The sequence below is a fragment of the Treponema endosymbiont of Eucomonympha sp. genome (assembly GCF_001028545.1).
Genome location: NZ_BBPW01000092.1, coordinates 1 through 14,922, shown reverse-complemented (window position 1 = coordinate 14,922; position 14,922 = coordinate 1). Strand labels below are relative to the sequence as shown.

Here is a 14,922-nt window from a genome sequence, read left to right as displayed (position 1 = left end):
AGAAGCTTTACCTCTAATGTCGAGTTCCCTCAAGGAACTTGGACGTTACCCCGTGCGGCGCACGGGGTAATGCCTTGACGCTTCCCGCAAAAGCGCGTATAGTGCGGCGCATAATCATGGCGCGGGATAAAGCCGCTGGTTTTATCCCGCGCGCGGGGTGCTGGATTGTTCCGGCTGAGATGCGGCGAATCGACGCGGCAGACCCGATAACCTGATCCGGATAATGCCGGCGGAGGGAAGCACACAGGTTCAGTCCGGCGCCCCCGCGGCTTTAGCATTGCGCGGGGGCGCCTTTTTATGCCCGCATACTAGGTATGCCGTCCCTTCCCCGCGCGCCGTATCGGGAAGACAGCCGTCAGGAGTTGCCGTGAAGAATGTGCTGAGCGTTGCCGGTTCCGATTCGGGCGGCGGCGCGGGGATTCAAGCAGACCTCAAGACTATGTGCGCGCTCGGCGTGTACGGCATGACGGCGATTACCGCCGTTACCGCGCAGAACACGCAGGCGGTGTATGAGGTGCAGGAAATCGACGTCTCGGCGGTCGCGGCGCAAATCAGTGCCGTGTTCGCGGATATCCGCGTGGACGCCGTCAAGACCGGAATGGTGTCGAACGCGCCTGTCATCCGCGCCGTGCGCGACAGCCTGCTGCGCTTCGGCGCGCGGAACGTCGTCGTCGACCCGGTAATGGTGTCCAAAAGCGGCTATCCCCTCTTGCGGCGCGAGGCGGTCGGCGTCATGCACGAACTGGTGGCTATCGCGGACGTCGTTACGCCGAATATCCCCGAAGCGGAACTGCTCGCGGGCTTCCCGATTAGGGACGAGGACGACCTGCGCCGAGCGGCGGAGAAAATCGCCTCGTCGGGCGCGAAGAGCGTGCTCATCAAAGGCGGGCACCGTTTCGGGAGCGACGTGGCGGACGTGCTGCTGACGGCGGGGCGCTTTGTCCGCATAGAGGGGGAACGGCTCGACGCCGCGCACACGCACGGCACCGGCTGCACGCTTTCCGCCGCTATCGCCTGTCGGCTTGCGCTCGGCGACTCGGCGGAAGAAGCGGCGCGGGCGGCGAAGGCATACGTTACGCAGGCAATACGCGACGCATACGCCCTAGGGCACGGCACGGGACCGGTTGGTCATCTGGCGGCGCTCTACCGCAGGGCGGGCGTGGGGACCGGGGAATGAGCGGCGTTTTCCGCGCGGAGGCAGGCGCATATCGGAGAAGCCGCGCGCAAACGAGCGCCTCGCGACATGCGGCAAGCGCCTCGCTTCACGCGCACCAAACGCCTCGCTTCACGCGCACCAAACGCCTCGCTTCATGCGCACCAAACGCCTCGCTTCATGCGCACCAAACGCCTCGCTTCATGCGCACCAAACTTATGTGCCGAGTTCCCTCAAGGAACTCGGACGTTCCCTACAGGGAACGCTTTATGCCCGCCTGTTTGTCCCGCCGTTTATGGCGGCTGTTTCCTCCGGCGAGGCTACCGTGAAGGTTTGCCGAAAGGCGGGGCGTTTGTGAAGAATCGCCGGGGTGCGGATAGCGGAACGGCACGGCGAATTATGAAAGACACATACTGACAGAAGGAGATTTCAATGAATGAACGACATTCGGGCGCGTCTGACGCCGGGGCGCTGCTCCGCGAGGCGGCGCGGCTGGCGGACTCGGTGCGGGAAACCTCGCCGCTCGTGGACTGCCTGACCAACTTTGTTACCGTGAACGACTGCGCGAATGTCCTGCTGGCGTTCGGGGCGTCTCCCGCCATGTGCGACGCGCAGGACGAGGCCTTCGACTTTGTGCAGCTTGCGGGCGCGGCGTATATCAACTTCGGCACGTACATAAAGGAGCACGAAATGGCCGGGTACCAAATGGCGCTCGGCGCGAAGCTGGCGGGAAAACCCGTCGTGGTCGACCCGGTGGGCTGCGGGGCGATTCCGCACCTGTTCGGGGTGCTTGCCCGCATCTGCCGCACGGGGCGGGTCGACCTGATTAAGGGCAATATGGGGGAGATTATGGCGCTCGCGGGGCACGCCAGCGCGACGAAAGGCGTAGACAGCGACGGCGACATTGCGGGCATCGAGGAAGCTGCCGTCGCCGTGGCGCGGAAGTACGGCTGCACGGTCGCCGCTACGGGCAAAGCCGACGTGATTACGGACGGGACGCGGCTGGTGCGCCTGCACAACGGCACGGAACTGCTCACGGAAATCACCGGCGCGGGCTGTATGGCGGGCGCGCTGTGCGGGGCGACGGCAGCGGCGGCCGGGGCGGGCGGCGATATGCTCGCGGCGGCGGTCGCGGCTATCACCGCTATGTCGCTTGCGGGGGAACGCGCCGCGAAACAGGCGCGGCTCCCCGGCTCGTTCCGCGTCGCGCTCGTCGACTGCGTCGCCGAAATCACCGGCTCCGCGCTGCTGGCGGAAGGGAGGATAGAATGCCGCTGCCTGTAATTAACGCTTGTCCTGTAGGGAACTTGCCGCGAAAGAGCCTGTTGCTGTACCTGTGCACCGACCGGCGGCTCCTGCGGGGGCGTGACCTGTGCGAGTGCGTCGAGCAGGCGATTAGAGGCGGCGTTACGCTCGTGCAGCTCCGCGAGAAGGACGCTTCAGCTCGCAGCTTCTTTGAGCTTGCGCTCAGCGTGCGGGCGGTAACCAAGCGGCACGGAATCCCGCTGGTGGTGAACGACCGGCTCGACGTGGCGCTCGCCGCCGGAGCGGACGGGGCGCATATCGGGCAGACCGACCTGCCGCTCGGCGCGGCGCGGAAGTTGGCGGGAAGCCGCCTGTTTATCGGCGTGTCCGTCGGCACGGTGCAGGAAGCGCTCGACGCCGAGCGGGACGGCGCGGACTATGTCGGCGCGGGGGCGGTGTTCCCGACCGATACCAAAGCGGACGCGGGGGAGGCTGTCGGTTTGGAGCGGCTCCGCGCCATAGTCGGGGCGGTGCGTATCCCCGTCGTCGGAATCGGCGGCGTCAACGCGGGCAACGCCCGGAGCGTCGTGCAGACCGGCGCGGCGGGAATCGCGCTCGTCTCCGGCATTATCTCGCAGGACGACGTTGAGGCGGCGGCGCGTGAACTGAAGGAACTGGTGTCCGGGTCGTGAATGCGCCTGTACGTTAATGCCGCCCGCTACCGTATACGCTGCTTGCCAAAGACTCGGAAACTTCGGCGGACGGGAAGCGGGCGGGGACGAATCGCTGCACGGTGAAACACGCCCTGCACGGACGCGCCGACAAGCGCACACGGGACGGCTTGCGTACAATGCCAGCCGGTGCAAATGAATGCGGGAAACTGATATGAAGCATCTGCCGCAAAGTGCGGTGCCTATGACGCAGATTGCGGAAACGCTTGCGGCGCGGTACAAGGCGGCAATCTTTGACCTCGACGGCACGCTGACCGATTCCCTGCACGTATGGGACACGCTGTGCCGCGACTGGCTTTCGGGCAGGGGCGTATCCGCGCCCGATACGCTGGAGCGGGATATTGCGCTGATGACGCTTCCGCAGTCGGCGGACTACGTGCTCGGCCGGTTCGGCGCGGACTTGCGGCGCACTGCCGACCGCGAGCCGCTGTCCCCCGCGCAGGTGCTCGCCGAGTGGCAGGATATGGCGTGCGACCAGTACGCGCACGGCGTGCCGCTGAAGGCTGGCGCGGCGGCGCTGCTCCGGGCGCTGCATGAGCGCGGCGTCAGGCTCGCCGTCGCAACCTCGTGCTTCCCCGCCGCCTGCGAAGTCGTGCTCGCGCGGCACGGCATACGGGGCTATTTTTCCGCCGTGTGCTACACCGGCGAAGCGAGCCGCGACAAGATCTTCCCCGACGTGTACCTCGCCGCCGCCCGGCTGCTCGGCGTTCCGCCCGCAGACTGCGTGGTCTTCGAGGATTTGTATGCCGCGCTCTCCGGCGTCCGCGCGGCGGGAATGGGCGTCGCCGCGGTATACGACGAAAGCGGCAAGGCGTGCTGGGACGAGTTTAAGGCGCGGGCGGACTTTGCGTTACCCTACGGGCAACGGTATATAGGGTAGGCTAGGTAGTGTGGACTGGAAGATAGAGGAATAAACACCTGACATGAATGGCGGCGATGAAGGAAACGGTGAGCTTTGCGTAGCGTGTGGCAATTCCCCGCCAGCGCTTGAGGGCGCGGAAGACATTTTCAATGACGTGCCGTGCCTGATACAGCTCATGATTGTACGCTCTTTGCTCTTTCCGGTTTTTAACCGGAGGGATGACTGCTGCTATATCCGCTTCCTTAAGCATATCGAGCAGCTCGTTCGTGTCATACGCCTTGTCCGCAAGGAACGCTTCCGCCTCCAAATCCTCCATAAGGAAAGGCGCTTGGCTGCAGTCCGCGACAGTACCGCTTGTCACAATGCCGCCTGCCGGTATCCCGTACTCGTCAACTACCAAGTGTAATTTGCTGTTCAGCCCCCTTTTGTGCGGCTAATGTCCTGAGTGCCGCCGCGCGCCCCGCACGCGTCCGCGTGTGCCTTGATATATGTCGAATCTATCATACGGATATCCCCGGCAGGCTCGCCTATTGCGGCGTCCGCCAGCATTTTCCATATTCCCTTGTCCCGCCAGCGGCAAAACCGCTTGTGTATACTGTTCCAGTTTCCGAATTCTGGCGGCATATCCCTCCACGGAGCGCCCGTGCGCGTCTGCCACGCTACCGCATTAATAAACAAACGGTTGTCTTTCGCCACTCCCCCGCGTTTCCCTGCCTGTCCGGGCAGCAGGTCTTTTATCCGTTCCCACGCCTCGTCGCTTATATCATGCCGGTGAATGCCTTCATTTTCTTTCATGCTTCTATTTTACCTCTTTTCCCTTATCCAGTCCACACTGCCTAGTGAACGGCATAAAAGTTTTCGCCTTCGGCAGGGCAAGTGGGCGTCTCACACCTGTCCGTGCAGGTGTCTCTGTGCTGTCTCCAGCACGTTGACGCTGTTCAGTTCGCTGCCTCTGTACCCGCATTCCCCTTTGCGGGGGCGAGCTCCTTGACGGAACTGTCGCAAGCCTGCGGCTTGCTTACCGAGTTCGCTTGCGCACGCTCGCGGGCAATATAGGCAAGAACCTATGCGCCGCCTTTGCGTGAGACACGCGCTACTGCTTGCATGAGACCGCCGCAAACCCGGCAGAGAGATTCTCGCCTATCGGTGAAAGCCCATATGCCGAGAAGGCGCGGAACCCGCTGCTGCGTTTGCGGCTGACATGCGCACGGGCGAGAGGCTCTTGCCCCTTCGCCGAGAAGGTTGCCGTAAATGGGCTTTGCCTATAGGCAAAGCATAAGGAAAAGCCTATATGCCGAGTTTCCTCAAGAAACTCGAACGTTGCCCGAAAGGGCAACGCCGAACGCCGCTTACTCCTTCCACACCGACTCCACCAGCGGGTGTTCCTTCAGCGCTTCGATGAACGCCTCCGTGCCCGGCACCGCGAGCGGGGTCTTCACCGTAACGGGCTGCCCCTCGGCTTCGGCGTGGAAATACACCGCGCACTGCCCCGTCTGCGAAAGGAGCAGGTCGCGGAGCGGGTACAGCGCTTCCTCGGCGAAGCCCCCCTCCAGCCGGATATGCAGCTCGCGCGCCGCCGGCGGCTTCAGGCTGTTCAGGTCGAGTAGCTCCTCCGCCGCGAACGTCCGCCTGCCGCCGTCCCCGCCGTCGCGCACCTTGCCCGAAAACGCCAGCACCGGAACGCCCTCCGCCGCCGCGCTCAGCAGGCGGCTGCCGAACGACTCCCACGCCTTCGTCCAGACCGCCACCTCCGCCGTCCCCTCGAGGTCTTCGATTTCGGCAAAGCCGAAGGGCTTGTGGTCTTTCTTTGTCGTCATCTGCCGGACGTTCTTCACCATTCCGGCGAGCGTATAGGTTTTGTCCGCCTGCGCGTCCCGGAAGCGCTTCGTCGTGAGCGTCGCCGCGGACTCTATTGCGGCGCGCCAGTCGTCGAGCGGGTGCCCCGACACGTAGCAGCCGATAAGCTCCTTCTCGTCGCTCAGCTTCTTGAGTTTGTCCCAGTCCGGCGCTTCCTCGAAGGCGAACGCCGAAAACTCCTGCTCGCCCGAATCCCCGAACAGGCTCCCCTGCCCGCTCGCGCTGTCGGCTTTCTTGCGCTCGCTGTATTCCGCCGCCCGCCCCGCGTTCAGGTACAGCGTCGCCCGCGACTGCCCGAACGAGTCGAAGCAGCCGGTCATGATAAGCGATTCGAGCGCCTTCTTGTTCACCGCGCGGAGGTCGTTCCGGTCGAGGAAATCGAGGAAGCCCTTATACGCGCCGCGCGCCTGCCGCTCCGCGACGATTTTCTCCGCCGCCGCTTCCCCCACGCCTTTAATGCCCAGAAGCCCGAACACGATTTTGCCGCCGTCCACGCCGAACGCGCAGTCAGACTTGTTTATGTCCGGCGGCACAATGCCGATTCCTACCGCGCGGCTCTCCGCTATGTAGTTCACGAGCTTGTCGGAGTTGTCAATTTCGTTCGTCAGGTTCGCCGCGATAAACTCGGCGGGGAAGTTCGCCTTGAGGTAGCCCGTCCGGTAGGCGAGCACCGAATACGCCGCCGCGTGGCTTTTGTTGAAACCATAGCCCGCGAACGGCAGCATAATGTCGAAAATATCGCCCGCGTGCTTCTCGCCGAAGCCGTTCTTCGCCGCCCCGCCGATAAACTTCTGCCGCTCGGCTGCCATAACCTCGGCTTTCTTCTTGCTCATAGCCCGCCGGAGCAAGTCCGCGCCGCCGAGCGAGTAGCCCGCTATGCGCTGGGCGACCTGCATGACCTGCTCCTGATACACCATGACGCCGTAGGTTTCCGCCAGAATGTCCTTGAGGCACGGGTCGGGGTACTTGATTTTGCGCTCGTCCGCCTTGCCTTCTATGAACTGCGGGATAAAGTCCATAGGACCAGGGCGGTACAGCGCGTTCAACGCGACGAGGTCTTCGATGCACGCGGGCTTCACCTGCCGCAGCACCTTCTGCATGCCCGCGCTTTCAAACTGAAACACCGCCGCCGTCTTGCCGCTGGAGAACAGCGCGAACGTCTTTTTGTCGGCTTCGTCGACCGCGTCCGCCGAGAACCGCTCCAGACCCGGGCGCTTCCGTATGATACGCTCCGCGTGCGTAATCAGCGTGAGCGTCTTCAGCCCCAGATAGTCCATTTTGACCAAGCCGCAGCTCTCGATTATGTCCATAGAGTACTGCGTGCCGATTTTCTCGGTGTCGGTCTTCTTGTCCCGGAACATGAACACCGGCGCCCATTCCGGCAGGCGGCTTTTGCCTATGACGATTCCCGACGCATGAAGGCTCGTGTTGCGGTTCGCGTCCTCCAGCTTGAAGCAAATGTCGAACATCTTCTCGTAGCGCGGGTCGTGCCGGAACTCCGCAAGCTGCCCGGAGCCGGGCACGCCGTCGTTTTCGGCGAAGGCGTCCTTCAAATGCGCCTTCGGCAAATCGGGGACGCGCTGGGTGAGCATGTTCACGTCGCTGAGCGGCACGTCGAGCACGCGCCCCACGTCTTTTATGACCGCGCGGGCTTTCAGCGTGCCGAACGTTACGATATGCCCCACTTGCTCGTCGCCGTATTTCTGCCGCGTGTAGTCGATGACCGCCTGCCGCCCCTCGTTGCAAATGTCTATGTCGAAGTCGGGCATGCTGATACGCTCCGGGTTCAGGAAGCGCTCAAAGAGCAGCTTGAAGCGGATAGGGTCTATGTCGGTGATTCCGGTCGCATACGCGACGATAGACCCCGCGCCGGAACCGCGCCCCGGACCGATAGGTATATCGCGCCCCTTCGCCCAGTTGATAAAGTCCCACACTATGAGGAAGTAGCCGGTGAAGCCCATTCGGGCGATAACGCCAAGCTCGTATTCGGCGCGCGCCGTCAGCTCCTCCGTAACCTGCCCGTAGCGGTTCCGAAGCCCCTCCTCGACCAAGTGCCGCAGGTACGCCTCGCCGCTCGCAAAGCCGGCGGGAATGGCGTAGGCGGGCAGACAGTCCTTCAGATCGGCGACGTCGTACTGCGGAATCACGTCTTCCTCGCAGCGGTCGGCTATGCGCTTCGTGTTGGCGAGCATTTCGGGCTCTTCGGGGAAGAGCCGCGCCATTTCGTCCGCGCTCTTGAGGTAGAACTCCTTCGCGCCGTAGCCTTTGTGCGACGGGTCGTTCAGCTTTTCCTGCCGCCCTATGCAGAGAAGCACGTCGTGGGCTTCCCAGTCTTCCCGCAAAACGTAGTGCGCGTCGTTCGTGAGAACCATAGGCGTGGCGGTCTCGCGGGCGAGCGCGATAAGGCGCGGCGCGGCGCGGCGCTGCTCGGCAAGCCCGTGATCCTGCAGTTCGATAAAGAAGTCCTCGCCGAACCAGCGCTTGTAGCACGCGACGAAGGCTTCCGCCCCCGCGCGGTCGCCCGCGAGCAAAAGCTGGGGCAACTCGCCCGAAATGCAGGCGGAAAGGCAGATAAGCCCCTCGTGGTAGCGCTCAAGCAGCTCGTTGTCGACGCGGGGGTTATAATAGAAGCCTTCGGTGTAGGCGAGGGAGGAGAGCGTCATGAGGTTGCGGTAGCCGGCGCGGTTTTTGGCGAGCAGTATGAGGTGGTACGCCTGTTTGCCCTGCTCGGTGCCGGTGCGCTCGCGGCGGCTACCGCCCGCGACGTAGAACTCCGAGCCGACGAGCGGCTTTATGCCCTGCTTTTTGGCTTCGTTGCAGAAGTGCAGCGCGCCGAACAGGTTGCCGTGGTCGGTAATCGCGAGGGCGCTCATGCCCAGCTCCTTCGCGCGCGCGAGGAGCGGCTTGATTTGCGCCGCGCCGTCGAGGAGGGAATAGTCGGTGTGGACGTGCAGGTGTATGAAATCGCTCATAGTGCGCAGTATAGCGCACAGACCTACGGTGCGCTACCGCGCATCGTAGGTCTGCGACCGAGTTCCCTCAAGGAACTCGGCATATAGGTAGAGGCGTGCTACCGAGTTTGCGGAGCAAACTCGTGCGGCAGAGAGACTAACTCGTGTGTCGTAAACTCGCGGCGTAGAGGTCGTTCAGTGCGCTACCGCACACCGCTGGCTTGCGACCGAGTTCTGCGCACGTCTTTGGCGTGCTACCGAGTTTGCGGAGCAAACTCGTGCGGCAGAGAGACTAACTCGTGTGTCGTAAACTCGCGGCGTAGAGGTCGTTCAGTGCGCTACCGCACACCGCTGGCTTGCGACCGAGTTCTGCGCACGCCTTTGGCGTGCTACCGAGTTTGCGCCGCTTCGCTTACCGCAAACTCGCGATCATAGAGGTAAGCCGCATAGAGGCTGTGCCTTCTGTGCGGGCGCGGGGGTTTCCGCCTCTCGGCAAAGCGCCCGGCGGGTTCCGCCTACCGCCCCCGTCTCCGCGCCGTTTCAAGATTCTTTTGCGCTTCCGCGTCATCCGGGTCGAGCCTGACTGCTTGGGTGAAATCCGCAACCGCTTGGTCGCGGTCGCCTTTGCCGAGATAGGCAGCGCCGCGACCATTGTAGACTTCCGCGTCATTCGGGTCGAGTTTGATTGCTTGGGTGAAATCCGCAATCGCTTGGTCATAGTCGCCTTTGCCGTAATAGGCAACGCCGCGATTATAGCAGGCCGCCGCATAATTCGGGTCGAGCCTGAGTGCTTGGGTGAAATCCGTAATCGCTTGGTCGCGGTCGCCTTTGTAGAGACAGGCAGCTCCGCGATTAGTGTAGGCTGACGCATTCGTCGGATCGAGCGCCAGCGCTTGGGTGAAATCCGCAATCGCACGGTCATAGTCGCCCTTGCGGGCATAGGCGTAGCCGCGATTATTGCAGGCGTCCGCAAGGTTCGGGTCGAGCGCCAGCGCTTCCGTAAAACACATTATCGCGTTGTCTAAGTCGCCCCGCCCGGCAAAGAGAACGCCTTCCTTAATAAACGCGTCCGCGTCTGTATATTCCGTACTCATCGTATGCCTCCGTCGTGGACGCTCCGAATGGAAGCGAGCCCGTGCCCTTTCTCTCCCGCTCGATAAGCCCGCCCGACGCTTGCCTCCCGCCCGCGTCGGGGTTCCGCCTACCGCCCTCGTCTCCGCGCCGTTTCAAGCCCCCTTTGTGCACTCGCGTCATTCGGGTCGAGCCTGAGCGCTTGGGTAAAATCCGCGACCGCCCGGTCATAGTCGCCTTTGCTGTGATAGGCATCGGCGCGATTATAGTAGGTGCCACGTCGCGTAAACCGTTCATTCCCTTTGCTGAGATAGGCACTGCCGCGATTATAGTAGGCTACCGCGTCATTCGGGTCGAGCCTGATTATCTGCGTATAATCCGCAAGCGCCCGGTCGTAGTCGCCTTTTTTGGCATAGGCAATGCCGCGATTATTGTAGGCTGACGCATTGTTCGGGTCGAGCTTAAGCGCTTGGGTCAAATCCGTGATAGCTTGGTCGCAGTCGCCTTTGCTGAAATAGGTAGCGCCGCGACCGCCGTAGGCAGACGCGTTATTCGGGTCGAGCTTCAGCGCTTGGGTAAAATCCGCGATAGCCCGGTTGTAGTCGCCCTTGCTGTCATAGGCATTGCCGCGATTATAGTAGGCTAACGCGTTATTCGGGTCGAGCCTTATTGCTTGGGTCAAATCCGCGACCGCTTGGTCATAGTTGCCTTTGCCGTAATAGGCAGCGCCGCGACCATTGTAGGCTGACGCGTTGTTCGGGTCGAGTTTGATTGCTTGGGTGGAATCCTCAATCGCTTGGTCATAGTTGCCTTTGCCGTAATAGGCAACGCCGCGGCTACGGTAGGCAAACGCGTTATTCGGGTCGAGCCTTATTGCTTGGGTCAAATCCGCGACCGCTTGGTCATAGTTGCCTTTGCCGTAATAGGCAGCGCCGCGACCATTGTAGGCTGACGCGTTGTTCGGGTCGAGTTTGATTGCTTGGGTCAAATCCGCGACCGCTTGGTCATAGTTGCCTTTGCCGTAATAGGCAGCGCCGCGACCATTGTAGGCTGACGCGTTGTTCGGGTCGAGTTTGATTGCTTGGGTGGAATCCTCAATCGCTTGGTCATAGTCACCTTTGCCGTAATAGGCAGCGCCGCGGCTACGGTAGGCAAACGCGTCATTCGGGTCGAGTCTGACTGCCTGTGTCAAATCCGCAATAGCCCGGTCATAGTCTTCCTTGCTGCGATAGGCATCGCCGCGGAAACCGTAGGCTAACGCGTCGTTCGGGTCGAGCTTCAGCGCGTCCGTAAAGCATTCTATCGCGGTGCCGTAGTCGCCCCGCTCGAAGAAGAGCATGCCGTTGTCAAAAGCCGCGCGTGCGGTATTCGGCGCGGCTTTTTTAGGGGCAAGGGCAGCACCCCGCGCAGTTGCGCACGAAAAAAGTGCGGCGGCAATGACAAGTCCTAATGCGGCGCGTTTTATGTTCATCATATACCTCTGTCGTGGGCGCTCCGAATGGAAGCGAACCCGTGCCCTTTCTCTCCCGCTCGATAAGCCTGCCCGACGCTTGCCTCCCGCCCGCGTCGGGGCTTGTGAAGTGCGCGTGTCAGGCGAATGCCGCGCTCCGCACGGTAAAACCACGCCGGCCGCTAATTGTGAACGCTGAGAGGAATGGGGAAGGTGTAGCTGCGCGGCGTATTCCGGGGCGTGGCGCTGCCGGAATACTTGGTTACCACCTTGACGTGCCACTCGCCCGGGTCAAGCGCGGGGACGACCACGTCGAGCTGCTTTTCGCCGTTGCGGGACAGCGCGTGTTCGGCGGCGGGGGTCTCCGCGCCGTCTTCGCCGACGAAGAACACGCCGACAACGTCCCGCTCCCCGACGATTTTCAGCTTGGTGCCGAGTATCTGCAGCACCATTCCGGGCGTCAGCAGGTCGTCGGTCGTGCCGGAGCCGGTGTCGCGGGCGTGCCCGATATAGAGCCCGCTCGCGGAGTCGCTCACGCGGTGGGTGGAGACACCGCTGATCGCCCGCCGGACGGCGGCGCCGGCTCGGATTCCCACGTGCAGGCTGTTCGCGGCGGGGTCAAACGCGGAATCGGCTTCGGGGAAGACGCCTTGAATGTCGATTTTGGCGCTGAACAGTTCCGGCAGGCTGACGTTGCCTCCGTCGGACAGTTCGGCGATGAATGCGCGGCTCACCAGCTCGAGCGCCGCTTCGGCTTCGCCGCGCGTTATGCCGCCGCGAAGGGTCATCATCGTGTTGAGGAAGTCGCTTCTGGTGCGGAAGTTTGTCTGCACGGTCTGCGCGTGGTAGCCGGCGGGCTCCCCGCCGCTTGCGGCGAGGGTGTTCTGTCTGAGAATATAGTCTATCATGCGGACAGCGTAGCGGCTTTGCCGGGAATATACAAGCGGCGTTACGCGAAGCAGAGGCGGGAGACGGGCAAGCACTTACTGTGGCTACCAAGCGATATGCCGACAGGTGAAAGCCTATATGCCGTCATAGGGGAAACGGCAAAACCGCTGCCCCTATGAGACGAGAAAGGGAACGAGCTTTGCCCGTTCCCTTTCTCTCCCGCTCGATAATCCCGCCCTATATGCCGAGTTCCTTCAGGGAACTCGGACGTTACCCCTGCGGGGTAACGCTTCAGACACGGGCGACTGTTTATCCCCGCCGCATGGCACAGAGGCGCGCCCGTCTCCCGCCCACGCAGGGTTTTGTGAGGGCACGTAGGGAGTCCGAACCTGCGCACGTAGTGACTCCATACCTGCGCACGTAGGGATCCCGAACCTGCCCACGTAGGGAGTTCAAACCTACCCACGTAGGGACTCCATACCTGCCCGTGTCAGCGCTTCAGACACGGGCGACTGTTTATCTCCGCCGCCTCCGTATGCCGTCCGGCGGCAGCCGGCGGCTCCGTTGACACGCCGCGCGAATGCGGCTATGGTATAGCCCGAAGGGAGAGGGCGTCGTGGACTGCGTTTTTTGCCGAATCATTGCGGGGGAGCTGCCCGCCTACAAGATATACGAGGACGACCGCGTCTACGCTTTTCTGGACGCGGCGCGCGACGTGGACGGGCACACGCTCGTCGTCCCCAAACGGCACTGCCGCAACATTCTGGACTGCGACCCTGCGGAATTGGCTGCGGTGGCGCGCGGCGTGCAGACCGTGAGCAGGCACTACGTGAACGACGCGGGCTATGACGGCGCGAACGTCTTTTCGCTGACGGAGCCGAGCGCGGGGCAGTCGGTGTTCCACCTGCACTTCCACATATTTCCGCGCAAAAACGGCGACGGCGTGTACGACTTTCCCAAGCTCCGCGCGTGCCGGCATTCGCTTGAGGAAATGCACGAAAAGCTGAAAATCGACTGAACGGCGCTCAGGACGCGGGCGCGCCAATAGCAGCGGCAGGAGAGAGGCGTGAACAAGAAAGCATTAATATTGGCGGTCGCGCTGCTGGGCGCGGGAATGGCGCAGGCGTTTGCGCTCGGAATCGGGGCGCAGACCGGCGGAATGTACCGCGACGGCTTCAGCGGGAACGCGGCGTTTACCCTTAAAGGGGACGACGCGCCGTGGGCGGCGGCGGCTGAGTTTCTCTTGCAGAAAAACGGTTTTGAACTGGGGCTGACCGCCGACCTGTGGCTGGGCGAAGAAAGAATCGAGGAGCCGCTCTACTGGTTCTGGGGCTTCGGGCTGTCCGGCAGCGTCCGTCTGGGTGACGACAAGGCGCTATACGGCGGCATACGGGTGCCGGTCGGCGTATACGCTTCGCTGGCAGAGAGGTTTATCGAGCCGTACCTGCAAATCGCTCCGGGCGCGGGTATCCGCGTTAGCAGCAAACCGGAGACGTTTTGGTCGGTTCCGGTGAACCTCGGCGTCCGGTTCTGGCCCGGCAAATACCGCTTCTATCGATAAGCAATCCGACCGACAGGCGAAAGCCTTTGTGCCGTACTACGGGTAAGCATTTACCGTGTCTGCCGTGAAGGATTAGTTGCAGGCGGAAGCCATAGGGCGAGACGCAAAGGATGAAAGAAGCAGGGCGAAAGCCCTGCTTCTTTTGCATATAGGCTGGCGGGCGATTTGCCGAGGAACAGAACAGAGGCACTGTCTAGAGCAGAACAGAGCCTCTACCTAGGCTAGAACAGAGGCTCTGTCTAGAGCGGAACAGAGACGCTGTCTAGGGCAGGAGAGAGACACTGTTCTAGGCGGGAGAGAGGCTCTGTCTAGGGCAGGAGAGAGGCACTGTTCTAGGTAGTGTGGACTGGAAGGTAGAGGAATAAACACCTGACATGAATAGCGGCGATGAAGGAAGCGGTGAGCTTTGCGTAGCGTGTGGCAATTCCCCGCCAGCGCTTGAGGGCGCGGAAGACGTTTTCAATGACGTGCCGCACCCGATACAGCTCATGACTGTACGCTCTTTGCTCTTTTCGGCTTTTAACCGGAGGGATGACGGCTGTTATATCCGCTTCCTTAAGCATGCCGAGCAGTTCGTTCGTGTCATACGCTTTGTCCGCAAGGAACGCTTCCGCCTCCAAATCCTCCATAAGGAGAGGCGCCTGGCTACAGTCCGCGACAGTACCGCTTGTCACAATGCCGCCTGCCGGCATCCCGTACTCGTCGACTACCAAGTGCAATTTGCTGTTCAGCCCCCTTTTGTGCGGCTAATGTCCTGACTGCCGCCTTGTGCCCCGCATGCGTCCGCGTGTGCCTTGATATACGTCGAATCTATCATAAAGATATCCCCGGCAGGCTCGCCTATTGCGGCGTCCGCCAGCATTCTCCATATTCCCTTATCCCGCCAGCGACAAAACCGCTTGTGTATGCTGTTCCAATTCCCGAATTCCGGCGGTATATCCCTCCACGGAGCGCCCGTGCGCGTCTGCCACGCTACCGCGTTGATAAACAGGCGGTTATCTTTCGCCACTCCCCCGCGTTTCCCTGCCTGTCCGGGCAGCAGTTCTTTTATCCGTTCCCACGCCTCGTCGCTTATATCGTGCCGGTGAATGCCTTCATTTCTTTTCATGCCTCTATTTTACCTCTTTTCCCCTATCCAGTCCACACTACCTAG

12 protein-coding genes and 1 riboswitch are annotated in these 14,922 nt (G+C 62.0%); of the genes, 6 read left to right on the top strand and 6 right to left on the bottom strand.

Features of this window, described 5'->3' with window-relative positions; all coding sequences use genetic code 11:
• Positions 1-143: 143 nt before the first annotated feature.
• Positions 144-255: riboswitch (TPP riboswitch) on the top strand.
• A 112-nt stretch (positions 256-367) separates the two neighbouring features.
• The 4 genes from thiD to AWU74_RS04685 all read left to right on the top strand — a co-directional run bounded on the left by thiD (position 368) and on the right by AWU74_RS04685 (position 4,009).
• The gene (thiD, locus tag AWU74_RS04700; protein WP_062328124.1) at positions 368-1,177 is read left to right on the top strand and encodes a bifunctional hydroxymethylpyrimidine kinase/phosphomethylpyrimidine kinase; all 810 of its coding nucleotides are present in this window, start codon (positions 368-370) and stop codon (positions 1,175-1,177) included.
• 408 nt (positions 1,178-1,585) lie between these two features.
• Positions 1,586-2,437 carry a hydroxyethylthiazole kinase gene (thiM, locus tag AWU74_RS04695; protein ID WP_162504823.1) on the top strand — a complete coding sequence of 284 codons (852 nt, stop codon included), beginning with the start codon at positions 1,586-1,588 and terminating at the stop codon, positions 2,435-2,437.
• Positions 2,422-3,090: a thiamine phosphate synthase gene (gene thiE, locus AWU74_RS04690; RefSeq protein ID WP_062328122.1), complete on the top strand. Its 669-nt coding sequence runs from the start codon at positions 2,422-2,424 to the stop codon at positions 3,088-3,090. The genes thiM and thiE overlap by 16 nt, the downstream gene beginning before the upstream one ends.
• Before the next feature lie 178 nt (positions 3,091-3,268).
• The gene (locus tag AWU74_RS04685; RefSeq protein ID WP_062328119.1) at positions 3,269-4,009 is read left to right on the top strand and encodes an HAD family hydrolase; all 741 of its coding nucleotides are present in this window, start codon (positions 3,269-3,271) and stop codon (positions 4,007-4,009) included.
• A 1-nt stretch (position 4,010) separates the two neighbouring features.
• On the opposite strand, the gene AWU74_RS10320 is transcribed toward AWU74_RS04685, so the two are convergent.
• The 5 genes from AWU74_RS10320 to AWU74_RS04655 all read right to left on the bottom strand — a co-directional run bounded on the left by AWU74_RS10320 (position 4,011) and on the right by AWU74_RS04655 (position 12,228).
• Positions 4,011-4,786 (bottom strand): IS5 family transposase gene (locus tag AWU74_RS10320; protein WP_162504822.1). Its coding sequence is split into 2 segments (ribosomal slippage): positions 4,011-4,408 and positions 4,408-4,786, totalling 777 coding nucleotides; the frame shifts between segments, so codons are not numbered across the junction.
• Between the two features lie 554 nt (positions 4,787-5,340).
• Positions 5,341-8,820: a DNA polymerase III subunit alpha gene (dnaE, locus tag AWU74_RS04670; RefSeq protein ID WP_062328113.1), complete on the bottom strand. Its 3,480-nt coding sequence runs from the start codon at positions 8,818-8,820 to the stop codon at positions 5,341-5,343.
• Positions 8,821-9,314: 494 nt separating this feature from the next.
• Complete coding sequence (locus AWU74_RS04665; RefSeq protein WP_062328110.1) at positions 9,315-9,893, bottom strand: tetratricopeptide repeat protein; 579 nt, start codon at positions 9,891-9,893, stop codon at positions 9,315-9,317.
• 107 nt (positions 9,894-10,000) lie between these two features.
• The gene (locus tag AWU74_RS04660; RefSeq protein WP_062328108.1) at positions 10,001-11,341 is read right to left on the bottom strand and encodes a tetratricopeptide repeat protein; all 1,341 of its coding nucleotides are present in this window, start codon (positions 11,339-11,341) and stop codon (positions 10,001-10,003) included.
• Positions 11,342-11,502: 161 nt separating this feature from the next.
• On the bottom strand, positions 11,503-12,228 hold the full coding sequence (locus AWU74_RS04655) for a DUF4469 domain-containing protein (RefSeq protein WP_062328105.1): 726 nt from the start codon (positions 12,226-12,228) through the stop codon (positions 11,503-11,505).
• 596 nt (positions 12,229-12,824) lie between these two features.
• On the opposite strand from AWU74_RS04655, the gene AWU74_RS04650 reads away from it, so the two are divergent.
• Together AWU74_RS04650 and AWU74_RS04645 are read left to right on the top strand one after the other, a co-directional pair.
• Positions 12,825-13,226 (top strand): HIT family protein, encoded by a 402-nt coding sequence (locus tag AWU74_RS04650; protein ID WP_238580165.1) that lies wholly within the window; start codon positions 12,825-12,827, stop codon positions 13,224-13,226.
• A 48-nt stretch (positions 13,227-13,274) separates the two neighbouring features.
• On the top strand, positions 13,275-13,769 hold the full coding sequence (locus AWU74_RS04645) for a hypothetical protein (RefSeq protein ID WP_062328100.1): 495 nt from the start codon (positions 13,275-13,277) through the stop codon (positions 13,767-13,769).
• 332 nt (positions 13,770-14,101) lie between these two features.
• Here AWU74_RS04645 and AWU74_RS10315 read toward each other — a convergent pair.
• Positions 14,102-14,877, bottom strand: a protein-coding gene (locus tag AWU74_RS10315; RefSeq protein ID WP_162504820.1) for an IS5 family transposase whose coding sequence is annotated in 2 segments (ribosomal slippage) — positions 14,102-14,499 and positions 14,499-14,877 — 777 coding nt in all. Because the reading frame shifts where the segments join, the coding sequence is not laid out codon by codon here.
• Positions 14,878-14,922: the final 45 nt, after the last annotated feature.

Excerpts from the sequence above, each read along its gene's own strand:
- thiM (WP_162504823.1), top strand. The coding sequence starts at position 1,586 with ATGAATGAACGACATTCGGGCGCGTCTGACGCCGGGGCGCTGCTCCGC.
- AWU74_RS04655 (WP_062328105.1), bottom strand. The coding sequence starts at position 12,228 with ATGATAGACTATATTCTCAGACAGAACACCCTCGCCGCAAGCGGCGGG.
- AWU74_RS04660 (WP_062328108.1), bottom strand. The coding sequence starts at position 11,341 with ATGAACATAAAACGCGCCGCATTAGGACTTGTCATTGCCGCCGCACTT.
- AWU74_RS04665 (WP_062328110.1), bottom strand. The coding sequence starts at position 9,893 with ATGAGTACGGAATATACAGACGCGGACGCGTTTATTAAGGAAGGCGTT.
- thiE (WP_062328122.1), top strand. The coding sequence starts at position 2,422 with ATGCCGCTGCCTGTAATTAACGCTTGTCCTGTAGGGAACTTGCCGCGA.
- dnaE (WP_062328113.1), bottom strand. The coding sequence starts at position 8,820 with ATGAGCGATTTCATACACCTGCACGTCCACACCGACTATTCCCTCCTC.
- AWU74_RS04685 (WP_062328119.1), top strand. The coding sequence starts at position 3,269 with ATGCGGGAAACTGATATGAAGCATCTGCCGCAAAGTGCGGTGCCTATG.